Origin of the sequence: Curtobacterium sp. MCJR17_043, assembly GCF_003224315.2 — a bacterium.
GTDB lineage: Bacteria > Actinomycetota > Actinomycetes > Actinomycetales > Microbacteriaceae > Curtobacterium.
Genome location: NZ_CP126259.1, coordinates 2,151,695 through 2,171,909 on the forward strand (window position 1 = coordinate 2,151,695; position 20,215 = coordinate 2,171,909).

The following is a 20,215-nucleotide window of genomic DNA, read 5'->3' on the forward strand; positions in this document are numbered from 1 at the left end:
TCGACGACCGGACGGCCCCGGGCGACACGACCGTCCCGCTGTCGTCGCTCGTGCGGCTCGCGCTCCGCCGCAACCCGAAGCGGGCGCACCTGCTCGTCTCGACGGTGCTCGCGAAGCACGTCCCGACGGTGCCGGCGGTCGCGCTCCTGGCCGGCGAGGCGCTCGGCGCACGCGTGGCCGACGTGCTCGACGGCGGCGCGCGCTTCGACGCCGGCGCCGCGGGCCGCTTCCGCGCGGTGCTCGACGCGCAGGCCTCGGCGGGCGACGCCGCAGCACACGACGCGCTGCACCGGACCGCGACGACGCTGCGGACGGACCTCGCGGCCTCCCGTCCGGCCCATCCCGAGGCCCTGGTCCTCGGCTTCGCGGAGACCGCGACCGCGCTCGGCGCCATGGTCGCCGAGTCGCTCGGTGCCGCGACCCTGCACTCCACCCGACACGAGCTCCCCCGGTGTGGCCGCGGCAGCGGGCTTCGACGAGGCGCACTCGCACGCCACCGCGCACCGGCTGCTCCCGGCGCACGACGACTGGTTGCCGACCGACGGCACGGTCGTCCTCGTCGACGACGAGCTCAGCACGGGTGCGACGGCGCGCGCCACCATCCGCGCCCTGCACGCCCTCGCACCGCAGCGGCAGTGGGTGGTGGCCGCACTCGTCGACCTCCGCTCCGACGCCGACGTCGCCGCGACCGAGGCCCTCGCCGTCGAACTCGGGGCCCCCGTGGCCGTGGTCGCGCTCGGTCGCGGGCACGTGACGCTCCCCCGCGGACCTCCCCGCGACGGCCGCGGAGGTCGTCGCGGCCCTCGCCACCCCGCTCGGCGCACCCGGTCCGCTCGACGCCGGCAGCCCGGAGGGCCACGACGTCGCGCCGGACGGCGGCGGGACCGCGGACGGGAGGCCCGTCCCGGACCCGGCACGCGCCTCCCGTCCCGACGCGGTCACCGTGGTGACCGCCGCGCCCACCGCGGTCGACCGGACCGGCACGCCCGCGTCCCGCGTCCGCACCCCGCGCACCGACGTCGAGGGCACCGCCGCCGACCTCGCGACCGTCCTCGGCGAGGCGCCGGGCCGGGTCCTCGTGCTCGGCACCGAGGAGCACATGGCGACCCCGCTCGCGGTGGCCGATGCCCTCCGCCGTCGGACGGGTGCCGACGTCCTGTCCTCCACGAGCACCCGCTCACCCGTCGCCGTCCTCGACGACCCCGCGTGGCCCATCCGGTCCGGGATCCGCCACCGCTCGCACGACGACACCGTCGACGGTCCCGGTGAGCGCTGTGCGTACAACGTGCGCGGGTTCGACGCGGTCGTCGTGGTGCCGGAGCCGGGCACCGAACCGGCCCGGTTGGAGGGTCCGGACGGGCTGCTCCCGGCCCTCGCCGCCGTGACCCCCCCGCGTCGTGCTCGTGACGAGCGCGCTCGCGGACGCCGACGACCGAGCGCAGCGCGACGGTGGGACACCTCCCCGCCCGCTCACCGGGCCGTCCTTCGGCTCCTACGAGCCCGACGACGTCACCTGGCTGCTGCAGGACCTGGCGGACGCCGCCCTCGAGGCGGACACCGCCGACCGGGAGCGTGCGATCCAGCTCGAGGGCGCGAACTACGCCGAGTCGTTGCCGGTCGAGTACGTGCCGACCGAGGCGTACGAGGAGCTGTACCGCGACGCCCTCGGCCGCTCGGCCGACCGCATCGCGGAAGCGGTCGGCATCGTCACCGACCTCGTGCTCCGCGACCGGCCGCACGCCGTGCTCGTGTCCCTCGCGCGCGCCGGCACCCCGGTCGGGATCCTCATGCGCCGGTGGGCCGCAGAACAGCGCGGTGTCCGGCTCCAGCACTACACGGCGAGCATCGTCCGCGGGGTCGGCATCGACGAGACCGCGCTCCGCTGGCTCGCGGCGCACCACGACCCGGCGCAGGTCGTCTTCGTCGACGGGTGGACCGGGAAGGGCGCCATCACGCGCGAACTCACGGACGCGCTCGACCGGTTCGCGGCGACCGACGGCGTGCGGTTCGGCGACGAGCTGGCCGTCCTCGCCGACCCGGCCGGGTGCACCCCGCTGCACGGGACCCGTGACGACTACCTCGTGCCCTCCGCGTGTCTCAACTCGACGGTCTCCGGACTCGTGTCCCGGACCGTGTTCAACCGGTCCTGGACGCCCGAGGGGACGCTGCACGGTGCGAAGCAGTACCGCGAGCTCGCCGGCCGTGACCACTCCCGGTCCTTCGTCGCGACGATCGCCGCCCGGTTCGCTGCGGTCCGCTCCCGGGTGGACGCGGCCGTGGCCGCGGACGGCGGACCGACGGCCCGTGCCGTCGACTGGCGCGGCATGCGGACGGTCGAGGCGATCGGCGCCGAGTACGGCATCGAGGACCTGCACCTCGTCAAGCCCGGCGTCGGCGAGACCACCCGCGTGCTGCTCCGGCGGGTGCCGTGGCAGGTGCTCGTGCGCGATCCCGACGACGTCGACATCGCGCACGTCGTCGCCCTCGCCCGGGAGCGTGGCGTCCCGGTCGTGACCCGGCCCGACCTGTCCTACAGCTGCGTCGGGCTCATCCACCCGCTCGGCAGCCGCGTGACCGGGTCCGCCGCCACGACCACTGGAGCCGACGCATGACCGCCCTCGTCGGGTTCGACCTCGACCGCACCGTGGTCTACTCGTCCGCCGCGCTGATGCTCGACGGTCCGGACGAGGCGGCACCCTCCCTCGTCGTCACCGAGGTGTACCAGGGCCTGCCGCTGTCTTTCATGACCCGCGCGGCGGAGCGTGCCCTGTCGGAGCTCGCCGCGGCCGCCGTCGTCGTGCCGGTGACCACCCGGACGGTCGCACAGTACCGGCGGATCCGCCTGCCGCTGCCGCCCACGGGCTGGGCGGTGACCACGAACGGTGCGGTCGTCCTGCACGACGGGGAGCCGGACCCGGCGTGGACCGAGACGCTCCGCGATGAGATGGCAGCGACGTCGGCGCCGCTGCCGGAGGTCGAGCAGCGCCTCGCGACCGATCTGCCGACCGGGGCGGTCCTCCGCACCCGTCGCGCCGAGGACGTGTTCGTGTACGCCATCGTCGAGCGCTCGGAGCTGCCGGACGCGGCGGTCGAGTCGTTCGCCGCCGACCTCGCCGGGCTGGGCTGGCGGGTGTCCGTGCAGGGCCGGAAGCTCTACGCGGTCCCGGCGCCGATCCGGAAGGAACGAGCCCTGGCCGCCGTCGCCGAGCGGATCGGTGCGACCCGGACCGTCGCCGCCGGGGACTCGCTCCTCGACCGGGAGATGCTCGCCTGGGCGGACGTCGCGATCCGCCCCGCACACGGCGAACTGCACGCCGTCGGTTGGTCGGCGCCGAACCTCGTCGTCACCGCGGCGCAGGGCGTGCTCGCGGGCGAGGAGCTCATCGGGCTCGCGGCTGCGGCGGTGGCGGACGTGCCGGCGTCCGTCTGAGGCCGCGTCCGTCCGCGTCCGCCTCTGCTGCGTCAGCCCCTGCTGTGTCCGCCTCTGCTGCGTCAGCCCCCCGGACGACGAACGGGCGGCCCTCCCTGAGGAGGACCGCCCGTCCGGCGCTGGGAGGCTGCTTACTTGCTGAAGCCCTTGAAGCGCTGGTTGAACTTCTCGACGCGGCCGGCCGAGTCGAGGATGCGCTGCTTGCCCGTGTAGAAGGGGTGCGAGGCGGACGAGATCTCGACGTCGATGACCGGGTAGGTCGCACCGTCGAGCTCGATGGTCTTGTCGCTGTTCGCGGTCGAACGCGTCAGGAACGTCTCACCGGAAGCCAGGTCACGGAAGACGATGGCGCGGTACTCGGGGTGGGTGTCGGTCTTCATGGGGATTCCTCGGTGGATCGCGATGACGGAAGATGGGAAGTCGTTGGCGGACGCCAGCCGTCCACGTTACCAGAACGCGGGACGGATCGGGAGCGCCGCCGTCGGGTGTGTCAGACCGCGCGGGCGGTCCAGCGCCCGGCGTCCTTCGAGACGGTGAGCTCGACGCCGAACGCGGTGGTCAGCGTCTCGGCGGTCAGGACCTCGTCGATCGGGCCCGCGGCCTGCACGTGACCGTCCGACAGGACCAGGGCGTGCGTGAAGCCCGCCGGGATCTCCTCGACGTGGTGGGTGACGATGACGATCGCGGGCGAGTCCTCGCTCTGCGCGTAGCCGCCGAGGGTGCGCACGAGGCTCTCGCGGGCCCCGAGGTCGAGCGAGGCGGCCGGCTCGTCGAGGAACAGCACCTCGGGGTCGGTCATCACGGCGCGGGCGATCTGGACCCGCTTCTGCTCGCCGTCGCTCAGCTCGCCGAAGGTCCGGTCGGTGAAGGCGCCGAGGCCCCACTCCTCGAGCACGCGCTGCGCACGACGGACGTCGAGCTCCTCGTACTCCTCGTTCCAGCGGCCCGTGACCGAGTACGCGGCGGTGAGCACGACGTCGATGACCTTCTCCGTCACCGGGATGCGGCGCGCCAGGGCGGTCGACGCGAAGCCGATCCGCGGGCGGAGGTCGAACAGGTCGGCGCCGCCGAGCTCGGTGCCGAGGACCTCGACGTCACCCGACGTCGGGAAGGTCTGCGCGCCGGCGACCTGCAGCAGCGTGGTCTTGCCGGCACCGTTCGCACCGAGCACCACCCAGCGCTCGTCGTCCCGCACCTCCCACGAGATCCCGTCGAGGATGGTGGCCCCGTTGCGGACCACGGAGACGTCTGACAAGCGCACGACCGAGGGCATGCACCCAGCCTACGCGAGCGGGCTCCGCTCCCCCCGTCAGCGCCGCGCTCGACGGGCAGGAGCCGCGACGGACGGGAGGCCCGGTGCCGGTCACGGGGACCGGCACCGGGCCTCCAGGCCGGCGCGTCAGCGACCGGCGAGGACCTGGTCGTAGACCGCGCGCGTCTTCGTGGCGATGGCGCCCCAGGTGAACTCGCTCTCGACCCGCAGGCGACCGGCGCGGCCCATGAGCTTCGCGAGCCCGAGGTCGCCGAGCACCTCGTTGAGGGTCGCGGCGAGGTCGGCGACGTACCGATCCGGGTCGGTCGGGGTGCCGGTGCCGTCGGTCGCCTGGTCGATCGGCACGATCCGACCGGTCAGCCCGTCGGCGACGACCTCGGGGATCCCGCCGGTCTTCGTGCCGACGACGGGGATGCCGCATGCCATGGCCTCGAGGTTGACGATCCCGAGCGGTTCGTAGATCGAAGGGCAGACGAACACCGTCGCGCTCGACAGCACGTGCACGATCTCGCGGTGCTCGAGCATCCGGTCGATCCAGACGACGCCGCTGCGACGGGTCCGGAGGTCCTCGACGAGTCCGGTGACCTCGGCGAGGATCTCGGGTGTGTCGGGCGCGCCGGCACAGAGCACGACCTGGACGTCCTCGGGCAGCGAGGCCACCGCGCGGAGCAGGTACGGCAGGCCCTTCTGCCGGGTGATGCGGCCGACGAAGACGACGCTCGGGCGGTCCGGGTCGATGCCGAGCGCGCGGACGGCGTCGTCGTCGCGTTCGGGCTTCCAGTCGTCGATGTCGATGCCGTTGTAGACGACCTTGACGCGGTCCGGGTCGATCGACGGGTACGAGCGGAGGATGTCCGCGCGCATCGCCTTCGACACCGCGACGACGCCGTCGGCGTTCGTGAACGCCTCGCGCTCCATCCAGCTCGACAGGCGGTACCCGCCGCCGAGCTGCTCGGCCTTCCACGGGCGGAGCGGCTCCAGGCTGTGCGCGGTCACGACGTGCGGGATGCCGTGCGTCAACTGCGCCAACCGGCCCGCGGAGTTCGCGTACCAGGTGTGGGAGTGCACGAGGTCGGCACCCTCGACGTCCGCCGCGATCTGCACGTCGGTGCCGAGCGCCTGGAGCGCGCCGTTCGCCTGTTCGAGCCCTGCAGGGGTGCGGTACGCCCACACCCCCCTCCTCGTCGCGGAACCCGCCGAACGCCCGGACACGGACGTCGGTGTCCGTCCCGGACCGCAGCGCCGCGGTCAGCTGGGCAACGTGGACACCGGCTCCGCCGTACACCTCTGGCGGATACTCCCTGGTCAGTAGATCGACTCGCACGCGTTCACGGTAACGGTTTCCCAGTGCTGACGCCTACTGTGAACGACATGGCAACGAAGAAGGTATTCGGCATCGTCCTCGCCGGCGGCGAGGGCAAACGACTCATGCCGCTCACCGCGGACCGTGCGAAGCCGGCCGTGCCGTTCGGTGGGAACTTCCGCCTCGTGGACTTCGCGCTGTCGAACCTGGTCAACTCCGGGCTCCAGCGCATCGTCGTCCTGACGCAGTACAAGTCGCACTCACTGGACCGGCACGTCTCGCAGACCTGGCGCATGGAGGGGCTGCTCGGCTCCTACGTGGCCTCGGTCCCCGCGCAGCAGCGGCTCGGCAAGCGCTGGTTCGCCGGCTCGGCCGACGCGATCCTGCAGTCCCTCAACCTGATGCGCGACGAGCGGCCCGACATCGTCGTCGTGGTCGGCGCCGACCACGTGTACCGGATGGACTTCTCGCAGATGGTGGAGGCCCACATCGCCTCCGGTCGCAGCGCCACCGTCGCCGCGATCCGGCAGCCGATCGAGCTCGCCGACCAGTTCGGCGTCATCAAGGTCGACGACGCGGACCCGACCCGCATCGAGGCCTTCCTCGAGAAGCCGAAGGACGCCACCGGCCTGCCGGACTCCCCGGGCGAGGTGCTCGCGTCGATGGGCAACTACGTGTTCGACGCCGACGCCCTCGTCGACGCGGTCCTGCGGGACGGCCAGATCGAGACATCGAACCACGACATGGGTGGCGACATCATCCCGGACTTCGTCGCGCGCGGCGACGCCGGCGTCTACGACCTGCAGCGCAACGAGGTGCCCGGGTCGAACGACCGCGACAAGTACTACTGGCGGGACGTGGGCACGATCGACTCGTTCTTCGACGCGCACATGGACCTCATCGCACCCGTGCCCGTCTTCAACCTGTACAACCAGGACTGGCCGATCTTCAACCAGCAGACGAACCTGCCCCCGGCCAAGTTCGTGCGCGACGCGAACGGCAACACCGGCGCGACGGTCGACTCGATCGTCTCCCTCGGGTGCCTGCTCTCCGGCGCCCAGGTCGAACGCAGCGTCATCGGCCCGTGGGCGACCATCGACTCGCAGGCGCGGGTCCTCGACTCGATCGTCTTCGAACGGGCGACCATCGGGGCGGGTGCCGTGGTGAACCGCGCGATCCTCGACAAGGACGTCGTCCTCGCCCCCCGGTGCCTCGGTCGGTCTCGACCGCGAGGCCGACGAGGCCCGCGGGTTCACCGTGACCGACTCCGGGATCACCGTCGTCGGCAAGGGCGTCCGCGTCGAGGCCTGAGCCACCGTCCGACCCGACGAGGACCCCGTCGCCCGCTCCGGGTGGCGGGGTCCTCGTCGTCGGCCGTGACGCCGGCCACCGTCACACGACCGGGCGTCCCGGTAGCGTGGTCGGGTGCCGCGCTTCCTCGTCGTCCTCGATGCCGACTCCACCCTGCTCGAGGACGAGGTCATCGAACTCCTCGCCGACGCCGCCGGGACCCGGCCACGTGTCCAGGCTGTCACGGAGCGGGCCATGCGCGGCGAGATCGACTTCGCGGCGAGCCTCCGGGAGCGGGTCGCGACGCTGGCGGGCCTCCCGGTCGGGGTGTTCGCCGAGGCGCAGCAGGCCGTCCGGGTCACGGACGGTGCGCGCGAGCTCGTCGAGGGCGTCCACGCCGCCGGTGGGACGGTCGGCGTCGTGTCGGGCGGGTTCCACGAGGTCCTCGACCCGTTCGCCGACGCACTCGGGCTGGACCACTGCCGGGCGAACCGCCTCGAGGTGCGCGACGGCGTGCTGACCGGCCAGGTGCTCGGGGCCGTCGTCGACGCACGGGCGAAGGCGGACTCGCTGCTCGCCTGGGGCGCGGCGGACGGGGTCGACCCGGCACGCACGGTGGCGGTGGGCGACGGCGCGAACGACCTCGGGATGATGGCCGTCGCGGGGCTCGCCGTCGCGTTCGACGCGAAGCCCCGGGTCCGCGCCGAGGCCGACGTGGCCGTGGTCGACCGCGACCTGTCGGTCGTCCTCGCGGCGCTCGGCCTGCGCGGCTGAGGCCAGCCACCGGGGCGTCGCCGGGCGGCGCGCTGCCTGCGACGGACCCGGAGGCGCAGCCCGTCAGTGGCCCATGCCGAGGCCGCCGTCGACCGGGATGACCGCGCCCGAGATGTAGCCGGCACCGTCGCCGGCGAGGAACAGCGTCGCGTCCGCGACGTCGTCCACGCTGCCGTAGCGCGCGGCCGGGATCGCCTTCTTGAACTCGGCCTGCAGCTCCTCCGAGAGGGCAGCGGTCATGTCCGTCTGGATGAACCCGGGAGCGACGACGTTCGCGGTGATGCCGCGTGACCCGAGCTCGCGCGTGATGGAGCGGGCCATGCCGACCAGGGCGGCCTTCGACGACGCGTAGTTGACCTGCCCGATCTGACCGTAGGCGCCGACGACGCTCGACATGAGGACGATCCGGCCGAACTTCGCCTTCATCATCCCCTTCGTCGCGCGCTTGACCACGCGGAAGGTCCCGGTGAGGTTCGTGTCGACCACGCTCGTGAAGTCCTCCTCCGACATGCGGAGCAGGAGCTGGTCGTTCGTGATGCCGGCGTTCGCGACGAGCACCTCGACCGGGCCGAGCGCGGCTTCGACCTCGGTGAAGGCCCGGTCGACCGATGCGGTGTCGGTGATGTCCGCCTGCACGGTGAGCGCACCCTCGGGGCCGCCCTGGCCGTTCCGCGACGTGACCGCGACGCGGTGCCCCGCGGCGACGAACCGGACCGCGAGCGCGTGGCCGATGCCGCGGTTGCCGCCGGTGATGAGGACGGTACGGGGGGGTGGTCATGGGCGCTCCGTTCGTTGGTGGTCGATGGCGGTCGCGGACGCCGGGCCCGGACACGCCCGCACGAGCCTAGCGGTGCGCTCCGGGCGAACGGCCGGTCCCCGCACGGGCCCGCCGTTGTCGTACCCCGGGCGTAAACTGGAGGCCGGCAGACGGAGACCCCACCGCATGAACCGCAAGACGCAGAGCACGCAGCGCATCCAGCTCCAGCGCACGACCCCGGAGCACGTCACCGCGCGCCCGACGGCCGCGCAGAACGTCACGACCCTCCCCGACAACCCGGAGATCGACCGCGCCCACCGGCTCTCCCGCTACGTCTGGCAGATGGCGTTCCGCGTCCTCTGCTTCGTGGCGGCGGTGCTCATCTGGAGCGCCTGGCACAGCTGGATCGCGGTCGTGCCCATCGTCGCGGCAGCGATCGTGCCCTGGGTGGCCGTCGTCCTCGCGAACGCGGGCAACCGGACCGGCGGCGACGTCGTCCGCCCCGGCGGAGCGGTCGAGCTGTACGCCGCTGACACCCGCCTCCGCGACGAGCAGGAAGAAGCCCGCGCCCAGGCGTACCGTTCCGAGCAGGAGCGGCTCCGCGACGCCGCGCAGCGCGCGCAGGAGGACTGGCAGCGCAACGGCGACCGGTCACGGGTGTGGCCGACGCGCAACGGCGGCCGCCGCTGATGGGAGCGACGTTCGACCTGTTCACCGAGCCCGGGGCGACGCCGGTCTGCTCGCGGGCCGGGTGCTCGTCGACGGCGGCCTGGCGTGTGAACTGGCGCAACCCGCGCATCCACGCTGCCGACCGGGTGAAGATCTGGGCGGCGTGTGACGAACACCGCGGCTTCCTCGCGGACTACCTCCGGTCCCGGTCCTTCCCCGTGCGGGTGACCGGCATCGACGAGGACGTGGACGACCTCGACGACACCGCGGCCCGCGCCGCGGGTGACGGGCGATGACGGACGGCTTCGACCCCGGATCCCGGTACGGTCGCCGCCATGCAGAGCGGCTCCGCCGGGCCGCCGCGCGTCCCGCCGCGGACACGGACGACCACAGCGACGGCACCGGGAGACCGGGCGAGCCGTTCGTCGGGTGGCGCTTCGTCCGGAGCCGCCGGTGGCTCGGGTACTTCGCGATCGCCGTCGCCTTCGCGGTCGTGTGCGCCCTGTTCGGCATGTGGCAGTGGGACCGTCGGAACGAGGCGGTCCGACAGAACGCCCAGATCGCCGCGAACTACGACCACGCTCCGGTCCCCCCTCGACGACGTCCTCCCCCCGCGCCGACACGTGGCGCGAGGACCTCACCTGGCTCCGGGTCAGCGTCACCGGCCGGTACGACACCGACCACCAGATGCTCGTCCGGAACCGGGTGCACAACGGTCAGCCCGGGTTCGAGGTGCTCACCCCGCTCGTCACCGCCGACGGCCGGGCGTTCGTCGTGGACCGCGGCTGGGTGCCGACGGGGAACCGCCAGGACAGCCCGGACGACGTCCCCGCCCCGCCGAGCGGGACCGTGAGCGTCGTCGTGCGGTTGCAGGAGTCCGAGCCACGCATCCCCGGCCGCAGCGACCCGGCGGGCTCCGACCAGGTGCAGTCGGTCACGCTCGCCGACGTCGCGGACAAGGCGGGACACCCCATCTGGACCGGTGCCTACGGGCAGCTCGACAGCGAGTCCCCGGCGCCGGCCGAGGCCCGACCGCTCGGGTGGGAACGCCCGAGCGCCGACACCGGCCTGCACTTCAGCTACTTCATCCAGTGGTTCCTGTTCGCGGTCGGCGGGTTCGGCTTCCTCGGCTACGTCATGCTGCAGGAGTACCGGAAGCTCAACCAGGACGACCCCGAGGAGCGGGAACGCGCGCTCGACCGGCAGCGTCGCAAGGAGACGAAGCCGAAGTCGGACGCCGAGATCGAGGACGAGCTCCTCGAGTCGCGGCGCTGAGCCGGCCGGTCACCGCGCTCGGCCGCGCATCCGCCGCGCCACTACGCGAGCTCGATGAGCTCCGCGTACTCCTTGTTCCAGTGGTCCTCGGTGCCGTCCGGGAGCAGCAGGACACGCTCCGGGTTGAGCGCCTCCACCGCGCCGGCGTCGTGCGACACGAGGACGACGGCGCCCTCGAAGCCGGCCAGGGCACCCAGGATCTCCTCGCGCGACGCCGGGTCGAGGTTGTTCGTCGGCTCGTCGAGCAGCAGCACGTTCGCGCCCGAGACCACGATCATCGCGAGCGACAGGCGGGTCTTCTCGCCGCCGGAGAGCACGCCGGCCTTCTTGTAGCCGTCGTCACCCGTGAACAGGAACGAGCCGAGCACCCGACGGGCCTCGGTCTCGTTGAGGTCGGTCGACGCGGAGACCATGTTCTCGATCACCGTGCGGTTGACGTCGATGTTCTCGTGCTCCTGGGCGTAGTAGCCGATGCGCAGGCCGTGGCCGGGCTGGATCTGCCCCGTGTCCGGCTGGTCCGCGCCGGCCAGGATGCGCAGGAGGGTGGTCTTGCCGGCGCCGTTGAAGCCTAGGATGACCACGCGCGAACCGCGGTCGATCGCCAGGTCGACACCCGCGAAGATCTCCAGCGACCCGTAGGACTTCGACAGCCCCTCGGCCATCAGCGGCGTCCGGCCGCAGGGAGCCGGCGTGGGGAACCGGATCTTGGCCACCCGGTCTGCGACACGCTCGTCCTCGAGACCGGCGAGCAGCTTCTCGGCACGAGCGACCATCTGGTGCGCTGCCGCCGCCTTCGACGCCTTCGCACCGAAGCGGGCGGCCTGGTCCTTGAGCGTCGCCGCCTTCTTCTCGGCACCGGCGCGCTCCTTGCGGCGACGCTCCTCGTCGGCGACGCGCTGCCGCTGGTACAGCTTCCAGCCCATGTTGTAGATGTCGATGGTCTGGCGGTTGGCGTCCAGGTAGAACACGCGGTTGACGACCTCTTCGACGAGCTCGACGTCGTGCGAGATCACGATGACGCCGCCGGGGTAGGTCTTGAGGTGCTCGCGCAGCCAGACGACCGAGTCCGCGTCGAGGTGGTTGGTCGGCTCGTCGAGGATCATCGTGTCCGCGTCGGAGAACAGGATGCGCGCGAGCTCGATGCGGCGGCGCTGCCCACCGGACAGCGTCTTCAGCTGCTGGTCGAGGATGCGGTCCGGCAACTTCAGGTTCGAGGCGATCGACGCCGCTTCCGCCTCGGCTGCGTACCCGCCCAGGGCGTTGAACTCGTCGTCGAGTCGCGAGTAGCGCTTCATCGCCTTCTCGGCGACCGCCGCGTCCTCACTGGCCATGTCGATCGTCGCCTTGCGGATCCCGTCGACGAGCTCGCCGAGACCGCGGGCATCGAGGATGCGCTTCCGCGCCGTGTCCTCCGGGTTGCCGGACCGAGGGTCCTGCGGCAGGTAGCCGATCTCGCCGGAGCGGTCGATCTTGCCGTCGGTCGGGGCGGTCTCCCCCGCCAGCGCCTTGGTCATCGTGGTCTTGCCGGCGCCGTTGCGGCCGACGAGGCCGATCTTGTCCCCCCGCTCGACGCGGAAGGACACGTTCTCCATCAGGAGGCGAGCCCCGACGCGGATCTCGAGGTCGTGCACGGCAAGCACAGAGGTCGTCCAATCAGTTGGTGGATGTGCACAACGGTGTGTGCGGGAGGTGCACCGCTACGCTGACGGGACCGATGGTCCGAAACGGACCAGCAGTCCATTCTAGGAGAATCCATGACGAACGCCACCGGGTTCGCTCCCCGCGCAGTCCTCGCCGACCGTCTGCGCACGCACGGCCTCGCCACCGACGCCGCGCTCGTCGCGGGCGGCGCGCTGTTCACCGCCGCGCTCGCGCAGGTCGAGGTGCCGATGTGGCCGGTCCCCGTCACGGGGCAGACCCTGGCCGTCGTCCTCGTCGGCGCGACCCTCGGAGCCCGCCGCGGTGTGCTCTCGATGCTCGTCTACGCGATCGCCGGGCTCGCCGGTGCGCCGTTCTTCGCCGACGCCCAGGGCGGCCTGCAGGCCCTCACCCTGCCGAGCTTCGGGTACGTCATCGGCTTCATCCCCGCGGCCGGCCTCATCGGGTGGCTCGCGCGCCGCAACTGGGACCGCGGGGTCGGTCGCGCCGCAGCGGCCATGCTGCTCGCGAGTGCGGTTCCCTTCGTCACCGGCCTGCCCTACCTCGCGGTGGCCCTCGGCGCCCTCGGTGCTCCGAACGACCTGCAGTCCGTCCTCGCGGCGGGTCTCTACCCCTTCATCGTCGGCGGCATCGCGAAGGCGCTCATCGCCGCTGGCCTGCTGCCCCTCGCCTGGAAGGCGCTCGGCCGCCGCTGATCGCGCTCCGGACCACGTCCGGACAGGAGGCCCGGTACCAGTCGGTACCGGGCCTCCTGTCGTGCGTGCTGGTCGGCTAGATCGAGAAGCCGAGCGCGCGCATCATCTCGCGACCGTCGTCGGTGATCCGCTCCGGACCCCACGGCGGCATCCAGACCCAGTTGATCCGGAAGGCGTCGACGATGCCGTCGAGGGCGTTGGCCGTGTCGTTCTCGATGACGTCGGTCAACGGGCACCCCGCACTCGTCAGCGTCATGCTGATGATGAGGGCGCTCGCTTCGTCGTCCCAGGCGAGGTCGTAGATGAGCCCGAGGTCGACGATGTTCACGCCGAGCTCCGGGTCCTGGACCTCCTTCAGGCCCTCGACGACCTCGTCGAACTTCTCGGGGGCGAGTGTCGTGATCATCGTCACTCCGCCGTGGCCGCAGCGGCCTGCACGTAGCGGTCGTAGCCCTCGTTCTCGAGACGCTCGGCCAGCTCCGGACCGCCCTGCTCCGCGACCTTGCCCGCGACGAACACGTGCACGAAGTCCGGCGTGATGTAGCGGAGGATGCGCGTGTAGTGGGTGATGAGCAGCACGCCGAGCCCGGTCGCGGCCTTCGCGCGGTTGACGCCCTCCGACACGATCTTCAGGGCATCGACGTCGAGGCCGGAGTCGGTCTCGTCGAGCACGGCGAACTTCGGCTTGAGGAGTTCGAGCTGCATGATCTCGTGACGCTTCTTCTCACCACCGGAGAAGCCCTCGTTGACGTTGCGCTCCGCGAAGGACGGGTCCATCTTGAGGTCGGCCATCGACGAGCGGAGGTCCTTGACCCAACCGCGGAGCGCGGGCGCCTCGCCGTCGATCGCGGTCTTCGCCGTGCGGAGGAAGTTCGACACCGTGACGCCGGGGATCTCCACCGGGTACTGCATGGCGAGGAACATGCCCGCTCGGGCGCGCTCGTCGACGCTCATCGCGAGGACGTCCTGCCCGTCGAGCGTGATCGATCCACCGGTCACGTGGTAGCGCGGGTGCCCGGCGATCGTGTAGGCGAGGGTCGACTTGCCGGAGCCGTTCGGACCCATGATCGCGTGGATCTCGCCCTCGTTGATCGTCAGGTCGACGCCCTTGAGGATCTCCTTGGTGCCCTGGTCGGTGTCGATCGAGACCTGCAGGTCGCGGATTTCGAGAGTGGACATTGCGTTCCTTCGGTCGTGGCTGTGGTGCGGCGTCAGCCGCGGAAGAAGTGGACGGGTCAGTCGACCGGGACCGGGTCGTGGACGTCGACGTAGACGTCGCCGTCCCGGACCTCGACCCGGAAGACCGGGACCGGCTCGTACGCCGGGAAGTTCTTCGGCTTGCCGGTCGTCAGGGAGAACTGCGAGCCGTGCGCCCAGCACTCGAGCGAGTCGTCCTCGACGAAGCCCTCGGACAGCGAGATCTCCCCGTGGGTGCAGGTGTCGCCGATGGCGTGCACGGTCCCAGCGGAGTCCTTGACGATCGCGACCGCCGTGCCGTCGACGACGACCCGCATGGGGCTGTCGACGGCGATGTCGCCCTCGGCGCAGACCTTCTCGGCCATCAGGCGTCGGCCCCGGTCGTCCCGGCACCGGTCGACTCGGCGCCGACCAGGTCCGCGGCAGGCCCGGCGAGGACCGTCCGGCCCTCGGCGAGCTCCTGCTCGACCGCGGCGACCAGACGTTCCTCGAGCGCGGGCGCGCCGATCTTCTGGATGACCTCGACGAGGAAGCCGAGGACGACGAGACGCCGTGCCTCCTCCTCGGGGATGCCGCGGGCCTGCAGGTAGAAGAGCTGCTCGTCGTCGAAGCGGCCGGTGGCGCTGGCGTGCCCGGCACCCTCGATGTCCCCGGTCTCGATCTCGAGGTTCGGGATGCTGTCCGCGCGCGTGCCGTCGGTGAGCACGAGGTTCCGGTTCTGCTCGTACGAGTCGGTGCCCGGAGCGGTCCGCCCGATCAGGACGTCCCCGATCCACACCGTGTGCGCGCCGGCGCCCTGCAACGCACCCTTGTAGTTGACGCGGCTGCGGGTGTTCGGTGCGTCGTGGTCGACGTACACCTGCTGCTCGATGTACTGCCCGGCGTCCGCGAAGTACACCCCGTACATCTCCGCGTCGGCGCCCTGCGCGCCGAGGTGCGTCGACGGGTTGACGCGGACGACGTCGCCGCCGAGCGAGACCACCACGTGCTTGAGGAACGCATCGCGGCCGACCTCGGCGAAGTGGGTCGACACGTGCACGGCGTCGTCGTCCCAGTCCTGCACGGTGACGACGGTCAGTCGTGCGCCGTCCCGGACCACGATCTCGAGGTTCTCGCTGAGGAGCGCGGACCCACGGTTGTCGATCACGACGATGCCCTCGGCGTGCTGCTCGGCCGTGATCACGGTGTGCGCGGCACGCGCGTGCGTCCCGAAGTCCGATCGCGTCACGGTCATGGACTCGTGTTCACCGGTCGCCTTCACGGTGATCGCGAGGACGGCGTCACGGGCGCTCCAGGCAGCGGCGGCCGCCCGGTCCTCCGGCAGTCCGGCACCACCGACGCGCGGGTCGTCGCTGCGACCCCATTCGACGTCGGCGCCGGCGGACTGGGTCGCGAGGAAGGGGTACGCCGAGCCGTCCAGCGTGCCCTCGAGGAGCGGCCGGATCTTGTCGAGCGGCGCGAACTTCCAGTTGACCTCTCGGCCGGTCACGGCGGGGAAGGCGCCGACGTCTCCCGAGCGGAACCGCTCGGAACGCGTCTGCACCGGCACCTTGGTGTCCCAGCCGCCGTCGGAGTGCGCCCGGGCGCCGTGCTGGTCCGTACCGCCCGACGTGAGCGTGCTCGCGGGCTCCGTCGGCTGGTCGATGTGGGGAGGAGGGGTGGAGCTGGACATCTAGCCGACGGATCCTTCCATGCTCATCTCGATGAGCTTGTTGAGTTCGAGTGCGTACTCCATCGGGAGCTCGCGAGCGATCGGCTCGATGAACCCGCGCACGATCATCGCCATGGCCTCGTCCTCGGGCATGCCACGCGACATGAGGTAGAACAGCTGCTCCTCGCTGACGCGGGAGACCGTGGCCTCGTGTCCGAGCTGCACGTCGTCCACGCGGATGTCGATCGCCGGGTACGTGTCGCTGCGCGAGACCGTGTCCACGAGCAGCGCGTCACAGCGGACGGTGTTCGCCGAGTGGTGCGCCGCAGGGTCCACGCGGACCTCGCCGCGGTACCCGGCACGACCGCCACCACGGGCGATCGACTTCGAGACGATCGACGACGTCGTGTACGGCGCCATGTGGATCATCTTCGCGCCGGCGTCCTGGTGCTGACCCGGGCCCGCGAAGGCGACCGAGAGGGTCTCGCCCTTGGCGTGCTCGCCGGCCAGGTAGATCGACGGGTACTTCATCGTCACCTTCGAGCCGATGTTGCCGTCGATCCACTCCATGGTGGCGCCCTCGTGCGCGATCGCACGCTTCGTCACGAGGTTGTAGACGTTGTTCGACCAGTTCTGGATCGTTGTGTAGCGCACGCGTGCGTTCTTCTTCACGATGATCTCGACGACGGCGGAGTGCAGGGAGTCCGACTTGTAGATCGGGGCGGTGCAGCCCTCGATGTAGTGGATGTAGGAGTCCTCGTCCGCGATGATCAGCGTCCGCTCGAACTGGCCCATGTTCTCCGTGTTGATGCGGAAGTACGCCTGCAGCGGGATCTCGACGTGGACGCCCTTCGGGACGTAGACGAACGAGCCACCCGACCAGACGGCCGTGTTCAGCGCGGCGAACTTGTTGTCACCGGACGGGATCACGGTGCCGAAGTACTCCTGGAACAGCTCCGGGTGCTCACGCAGCGCCGTGTCGGTGTCCATGAAGATGACACCCTGCTGCTCCAGGTCCTCGCGGATCTGGTGGTAGACGACCTCGGACTCGTACTGCGCGGCGACGCCGGCGACGAGACGCTGACGCTCGGCCTCCGGGATGCCCAGACGCTCGTAGGTCGTCCGGATGTCCTCGGGGAGGTCCTCCCACGACTCGGCCTGGTTCTCCGTCGACTTCACGAAGTACTTGATGTTGTCGAAGTCGATGTCCGACAGGTCCGCACCCCAGGAGGGCATCGGCTTGCGGTCGAAGATCTTCAGCGCCTTGAGGCGGTTCGCCCGCATCCACTCCGGTTCGCCCTTGCGCTCGGAGATGTCGGTGACGACCTCGTCCGAGAGCCCGCGGCGGGCGGAGGCGCCGGCCGCGTCGGAGTCGGCCCAGCCGAATTCGTACTGGCCGAGCCCTTCGAGTTCTGGACGGTCGATGAGCACGTCGGACATGGTCTCCTCGTTTCCTTCTCGCAACAGCGTCTCCGTACAACCCGGTGGTGTCGGACACCATTCCACCGCGGACCGCCGACACGACGGACCGGGTGTTGCTGCCTCGCAACGTCGATGCTTCCACGCAGTCCTGGCATCGAGCGGCGATCTCGGCCCTTTCGGAGCCGGCGCCTGCCTAGACTTGACTGCTGCTGAACCCTCGAATCCTACAGGTCCAGGGCCCGGAACAACAGGAAGGCACCACCCTCGTGACTCGCGTCGCACCGTCCGTCGAGCAGGACACCCCGACCTCGACCCGCTGGTGGTCGCTCCCCCCGGGCCGTGGACCGCCGCGTCGTCGTCCTCGCCTGGGCCTCGTTCGTCGTCGAGGTCGTCCTCATCGGCACGGGCGGACTCGTCCGGCTGACGGCGTCCGGTCTCGGGTGCCCCACCTGGCCGAAGTGCACGACGGACTCCCTCGTCTCGACGCCGGAGATGGGCATCCACGGGGTCATCGAGTTCGGCAACCGTCTGCTGACCTTCGTGCTCGTCATCGTCGCGATCGCGATGTTCCTGGCCGTCGTCCGCATGCGCAAGACCCGGCCGGAACTGTTCTGGCTGGCGTTCGCCCAGGGCGCAGCGATCCCGGTCCAGGCCGTGATCGGCGGCGTGTCGGTCATCACGAACCTCAACCCGTACGTGGTCGGGCTGCACTTCGTCGTCTCCGCGGTGCTCACGAGCGTCACCGCCGCACTGGTCTACCGATCGGTCAACGGCCCGCGGGTGCGCGACCGGATCGTCCCCTCGTGGTACTTCGGCGTCGTCCGAGGTGCAGTGGTCGCCGTCGCCGTGACGGTCCTCGTCGGGATCCTCACGACCGGCAGCGGACCGCACGCCGGGGCGAGCGAGCGCGTCGACGGCGGCGCACTGCACCGGACCGGCTTCGACACCGAGCTCCTGCAGCACCTCCACGCGATCCCCGCCTACGTCACGTTCGCGCTCACCCTCGTCCTGGTCATCGGTGCGGTGCGGCTGCGGATGTCGAGCCGGACTCCGCTCCTGCTCCTCGTCGTCGAGTTCGTCCAGATCGCCGTCGGGCTCACCCAGGCGAAGACCGGGCTCCCGGTCGGGCTGGTCGGCGCCCACATGGTCCTCGCCGGGCTGCTCGTGGCGGCGATGACCGCCGTGGTGCTCTCGACGCGGTCGAGTGCCGGACGGCAGGCCGTCCGCGCCTGACGGTCGGCGCCGGGCAGGACGTCCTCCGCGGGACGATCCCGGGGCCCGAGCCGGACGGGAGGCCCGTACCGGTCCCAGCGACGGCTCCCGTCTCGAGTCAGGTGGCGGCGTCGGCGCGCAGCGCCCGTCCCGAGCCGGACCGACGGCACCCTCGAACCCATCCGCGCCTGCCGTCCTGAGCCGGACCGCTGACACGCTCCGGGCCGACCCGTGCGTCCCGCCCTGAGCCGGACGGGTGGCGTGCTCCTGCCTGGCCCGTGCCTCCCGTCCTGAGCGGGACGGTCGTGATCCTGGCCGTCGCGTGCCTCCTGTCCTCACCCTGACGGAATCCGGACGCGGGCCGACCCGCGGGTCCGGACCGAGCCTGGCCGGGCCGGACCGAGCCGGGATGGACGAACCGCGTGCGAACGGGCCGCACCCCCTGGCCCCGCAGACCCGGACCGTGCCACCGTCTCCCTCGTGGAGAGTGGCGCGGACCTGCGTGCAGCTCGAGGGTCCTTCCCCCCGCCCCGCCGGCGCCGGTCCACGACGGCCCCGGTCTCCGAGGAGACCGGGGCCGTCGTGACGCGCCTCAGATCGTGAAGGTGAAGACCTGCGGCAGCAGCGGGTCGATGCCCACGGCGATGAAGAGCAACGTCAGGTAGGTGATCGAGCTGCGGAACACGCGCATCGGCTGCACCTGCTCCATGTGCTGGATCGCCCGGTTGTACAGCATGTGCGACTCGACGACGAACCAGATGCCGGCCGCGAGGGCGACCACGGTGTACAGCGGGCCCATGGCCGCCACGGGGACGAGCAGCAGCGAGCAGACCAGCGTCGCCCACGCGTACAGCACGACCTGGAGCCCGACGACCGTGCGGCCGCGGACGACGGCGAGCATCGGGACGTCGGCGGCGTCGTAGTCGTCGCGGTACTTCATCGAGAGCGGCCAGTAGTGCGGCGGCGTCCAGAGGAAGATGACCATGAACAGGATGACCGGTGCCCACGTCAGCGACCCGGTGACGGCGGCCCAGCCGATGAGCACGGGCATGCACCCGGCGGAACCGCCCCAGACGATGTTCTGCGGGGTGCGGCGCTTGAGCCAGAGCGTGTAGACGAAGACGTAGATGAGGATCGCGGCGATGCTGAGGGCGGCGGCGAGCCAGTTCACGAAGACGACGAGGACCACCGTCGACGCGATGCCGAGTGCCCACGAGAAGACCAGTGCCTCGCGGTCGGAGAGCTCGCCGGTCACCAGCGGGCGGGTGCTCGTCCGCTTCATCAGCCGGTCGATGTCGCGGTCGATGTAGCAGTTGAAGGCCGAGGCCGAGCCCGCCGACATCGCGCCGCCGAGCATCGTCCAGAAGACGAGCCACAGGTCGGGCACACCCCGTTCCGCGAGGAACATCGTGGGTGCGGTCGTGACGAGCAGCAACTCCATGACGCGCGGCTTGGTGAGCGAGACGTACGCCCGGACCTTGCGGGACAGCATCGACCGACGAACGGTGTCTGGCCTGGTCACGGTGGCAGTCGGCAAGGGAACCTCAGTCTGTTTCGCTGCAGTCCGCACGCTCGGGTGGACGGCACCGTCGGCGTCCGGGCATGCGT

The 20,215-nt window shown here is 71.4% G+C and carries 18 protein-coding genes and 6 pseudogenes; 13 read left to right on the forward strand and 11 right to left on the reverse strand.

Annotation, left to right across the window (positions count from 1 at the left end; genetic code table 11):
- Nucleotides 1–50: 50 nt before the first annotated feature.
- The 5 genes and pseudogenes from DEJ15_RS18495 to DEJ15_RS11195 all read left to right on the forward strand — a co-directional run.
- Nucleotides 51–437, forward strand: a pseudogene (locus tag DEJ15_RS18495) (phosphoribosyltransferase domain-containing protein); the annotation flags it as partial.
- A 16-nt stretch (nucleotides 438–453) separates the two neighbouring features.
- Nucleotides 454–687, forward strand: a pseudogene (locus tag DEJ15_RS18500) (phosphoribosyltransferase domain-containing protein); the annotation flags it as partial.
- Nucleotides 688–946: 259 nt separating this feature from the next.
- Nucleotides 947–1,345 (forward strand): annotated as a pseudogene (locus tag DEJ15_RS18505) (TRSP domain-containing protein); the annotation flags it as partial.
- Between the two features lie 58 nt (nucleotides 1,346–1,403).
- Entirely contained in the window at nucleotides 1,404–2,612 is a 1,209-nt protein-coding gene (locus DEJ15_RS11190; protein ID WP_284175002.1) for a cysteine protease StiP family protein, read from the forward strand.
- Nucleotides 2,609–3,430: an HAD family hydrolase gene (locus DEJ15_RS11195; protein WP_110825000.1), complete on the forward strand. Its 822-nt coding sequence runs from the start codon at nucleotides 2,609–2,611 to the stop codon at nucleotides 3,428–3,430. Before DEJ15_RS11190 ends, DEJ15_RS11195 begins: the two co-directional genes overlap by 4 nt.
- A gap of 131 nt (nucleotides 3,431–3,561) precedes the next feature.
- Here DEJ15_RS11195 and DEJ15_RS11200 read toward each other — a convergent pair whose 3' ends face one another.
- The 3 genes and pseudogenes from DEJ15_RS11200 to glgA form a co-directional block, all read right to left on the reverse strand.
- On the reverse strand, nucleotides 3,562–3,810 hold the full coding sequence (locus DEJ15_RS11200; protein WP_017887280.1) for a type B 50S ribosomal protein L31: 249 nt from the start codon (nucleotides 3,808–3,810) through the stop codon (nucleotides 3,562–3,564).
- 110 nt (nucleotides 3,811–3,920) lie between these two features.
- On the reverse strand, nucleotides 3,921–4,703 hold the full coding sequence (locus DEJ15_RS11205) for an ABC transporter ATP-binding protein (RefSeq protein ID WP_110825001.1): 783 nt from the start codon (nucleotides 4,701–4,703) through the stop codon (nucleotides 3,921–3,923).
- A gap of 126 nt (nucleotides 4,704–4,829) precedes the next feature.
- A pseudogene (gene glgA / locus DEJ15_RS11210) lies at nucleotides 4,830–6,027 on the reverse strand (glycogen synthase).
- A gap of 47 nt (nucleotides 6,028–6,074) precedes the next feature.
- Between glgA and glgC the strand changes: the two are divergent.
- Together glgC and serB are read left to right on the forward strand one after the other, a co-directional pair.
- A pseudogene (gene glgC / locus DEJ15_RS11215) lies at nucleotides 6,075–7,317 on the forward strand (glucose-1-phosphate adenylyltransferase).
- 114 nt (nucleotides 7,318–7,431) lie between these two features.
- A complete protein-coding gene (gene serB, locus DEJ15_RS11220; RefSeq protein ID WP_110825004.1) occupies nucleotides 7,432–8,070 on the forward strand; it encodes a phosphoserine phosphatase SerB in 639 nt (212 codons plus the stop codon).
- Between the two features lie 63 nt (nucleotides 8,071–8,133).
- Here the strand turns inward: serB and fabG are convergent, their stop codons facing one another.
- Nucleotides 8,134–8,823, reverse strand: coding sequence for a 3-oxoacyl-ACP reductase FabG (gene fabG / locus DEJ15_RS11225; RefSeq protein ID WP_284176198.1), 690 nt, complete (start codon nucleotides 8,821–8,823; stop codon nucleotides 8,134–8,136).
- 190 nt (nucleotides 8,824–9,013) lie between these two features.
- On the opposite strand from fabG, the gene DEJ15_RS11230 reads away from it, so the two are divergent.
- From DEJ15_RS11230 to DEJ15_RS11240, 4 genes and pseudogenes are all read left to right on the forward strand, one after another.
- The gene (locus tag DEJ15_RS11230) at nucleotides 9,014–9,517 is read left to right on the forward strand and encodes a DUF3099 domain-containing protein (RefSeq protein ID WP_110825006.1); all 504 of its coding nucleotides are present in this window, start codon (nucleotides 9,014–9,016) and stop codon (nucleotides 9,515–9,517) included.
- Complete coding sequence (locus tag DEJ15_RS11235) at nucleotides 9,517–9,792, forward strand: hypothetical protein (RefSeq protein WP_110825213.1); 276 nt, start codon at nucleotides 9,517–9,519, stop codon at nucleotides 9,790–9,792. Before DEJ15_RS11230 ends, DEJ15_RS11235 begins: the two co-directional genes overlap by 1 nt.
- A pseudogene (locus DEJ15_RS18510) lies at nucleotides 9,789–10,031 on the forward strand (SURF1 family cytochrome oxidase biogenesis protein); the annotation flags it as partial. The gene DEJ15_RS11235 and the pseudogene DEJ15_RS18510, both read left to right, overlap by 4 nt.
- Nucleotides 10,016–10,771, forward strand: a complete 756-nt coding sequence (locus DEJ15_RS11240; RefSeq protein WP_349814700.1) for an SURF1 family protein — start codon at nucleotides 10,016–10,018, stop codon at nucleotides 10,769–10,771. The pseudogene DEJ15_RS18510 and the gene DEJ15_RS11240, both read left to right, overlap by 16 nt.
- A gap of 41 nt (nucleotides 10,772–10,812) precedes the next feature.
- On the opposite strand, the gene DEJ15_RS11245 is transcribed toward DEJ15_RS11240, so the two are convergent.
- Nucleotides 10,813–12,411, reverse strand: coding sequence for an ABC-F family ATP-binding cassette domain-containing protein (locus DEJ15_RS11245; protein ID WP_110825008.1), 1,599 nt, complete (start codon nucleotides 12,409–12,411; stop codon nucleotides 10,813–10,815).
- Nucleotides 12,412–12,525: 114 nt separating this feature from the next.
- On the opposite strand from DEJ15_RS11245, the gene DEJ15_RS11250 reads away from it, so the two are divergent.
- Entirely contained in the window at nucleotides 12,526–13,125 is a 600-nt protein-coding gene (locus tag DEJ15_RS11250) for a biotin transporter BioY (RefSeq protein WP_110825009.1), read from the forward strand.
- Between the two features lie 76 nt (nucleotides 13,126–13,201).
- On the opposite strand, the gene DEJ15_RS11255 is transcribed toward DEJ15_RS11250, so the two are convergent.
- Genes DEJ15_RS11255 through sufB form a run of 5 tightly spaced genes read right to left on the reverse strand, consistent with a single transcriptional unit; the run spans nucleotide 13,202 to nucleotide 17,413 of the window.
- Complete coding sequence (locus tag DEJ15_RS11255) at nucleotides 13,202–13,531, reverse strand: metal-sulfur cluster assembly factor (RefSeq protein WP_110825214.1); 330 nt, start codon at nucleotides 13,529–13,531, stop codon at nucleotides 13,202–13,204.
- A 2-nt stretch (nucleotides 13,532–13,533) separates the two neighbouring features.
- A complete protein-coding gene (gene sufC / locus DEJ15_RS11260; RefSeq protein ID WP_110825010.1) occupies nucleotides 13,534–14,304 on the reverse strand; it encodes a Fe-S cluster assembly ATPase SufC in 771 nt (256 codons plus the stop codon).
- 56 nt (nucleotides 14,305–14,360) lie between these two features.
- Nucleotides 14,361–14,687, reverse strand: a complete 327-nt coding sequence (locus tag DEJ15_RS11265) for a non-heme iron oxygenase ferredoxin subunit (RefSeq protein WP_110825011.1) — start codon at nucleotides 14,685–14,687, stop codon at nucleotides 14,361–14,363.
- Complete coding sequence (gene sufD, locus DEJ15_RS11270; RefSeq protein ID WP_110825012.1) at nucleotides 14,687–15,994, reverse strand: Fe-S cluster assembly protein SufD; 1,308 nt, start codon at nucleotides 15,992–15,994, stop codon at nucleotides 14,687–14,689. The genes DEJ15_RS11265 and sufD overlap by 1 nt, the downstream gene beginning before the upstream one ends.
- Nucleotides 15,995–17,413: a Fe-S cluster assembly protein SufB gene (gene sufB, locus DEJ15_RS11275; RefSeq protein ID WP_110825013.1), complete on the reverse strand. Its 1,419-nt coding sequence runs from the start codon at nucleotides 17,411–17,413 to the stop codon at nucleotides 15,995–15,997.
- Nucleotides 17,414–17,734: 321 nt separating this feature from the next.
- On the opposite strand from sufB, the gene DEJ15_RS11280 reads away from it, so the two are divergent.
- Entirely contained in the window at nucleotides 17,735–18,628 is an 894-nt protein-coding gene (locus DEJ15_RS11280; protein WP_284175003.1) for a COX15/CtaA family protein, read from the forward strand.
- Between the two features lie 571 nt (nucleotides 18,629–19,199).
- On the opposite strand, the gene DEJ15_RS11285 is transcribed toward DEJ15_RS11280, so the two are convergent.
- Nucleotides 19,200–20,129 (reverse strand): heme o synthase, encoded by a 930-nt coding sequence (locus tag DEJ15_RS11285; RefSeq protein ID WP_181419534.1) that lies wholly within the window; start codon nucleotides 20,127–20,129, stop codon nucleotides 19,200–19,202.
- Nucleotides 20,130–20,215 lie beyond the last annotated feature (86 nt).

Coding starts and splice junctions, on each gene's coding strand:
- DEJ15_RS11195 (WP_110825000.1), top strand. CDS start 2,609: ATGACCGCCCTCGTCGGGTTCGACCTCGACCGCACCGTGGTCTACTCG.
- DEJ15_RS11200 (WP_017887280.1), bottom strand. CDS start 3,810: ATGAAGACCGACACCCACCCCGAGTACCGCGCCATCGTCTTCCGTGAC.
- DEJ15_RS11205 (WP_110825001.1), bottom strand. CDS start 4,703: ATGCCCTCGGTCGTGCGCTTGTCAGACGTCTCCGTGGTCCGCAACGGG.
- DEJ15_RS11230 (WP_110825006.1), top strand. CDS start 9,014: ATGAACCGCAAGACGCAGAGCACGCAGCGCATCCAGCTCCAGCGCACG.
- DEJ15_RS11235 (WP_110825213.1), top strand. CDS start 9,517: ATGGGAGCGACGTTCGACCTGTTCACCGAGCCCGGGGCGACGCCGGTC.
- DEJ15_RS11250 (WP_110825009.1), top strand. CDS start 12,526: ATGACGAACGCCACCGGGTTCGCTCCCCGCGCAGTCCTCGCCGACCGT.
- DEJ15_RS11255 (WP_110825214.1), bottom strand. CDS start 13,531: ATGATCACGACACTCGCCCCCGAGAAGTTCGACGAGGTCGTCGAGGGC.
- sufC (WP_110825010.1), bottom strand. CDS start 14,304: ATGTCCACTCTCGAAATCCGCGACCTGCAGGTCTCGATCGACACCGAC.
- DEJ15_RS11265 (WP_110825011.1), bottom strand. CDS start 14,687: ATGGCCGAGAAGGTCTGCGCCGAGGGCGACATCGCCGTCGACAGCCCC.
- sufD (WP_110825012.1), bottom strand. CDS start 15,994: ATGTCCAGCTCCACCCCTCCTCCCCACATCGACCAGCCGACGGAGCCC.
- sufB (WP_110825013.1), bottom strand. CDS start 17,413: ATGTCCGACGTGCTCATCGACCGTCCAGAACTCGAAGGGCTCGGCCAG.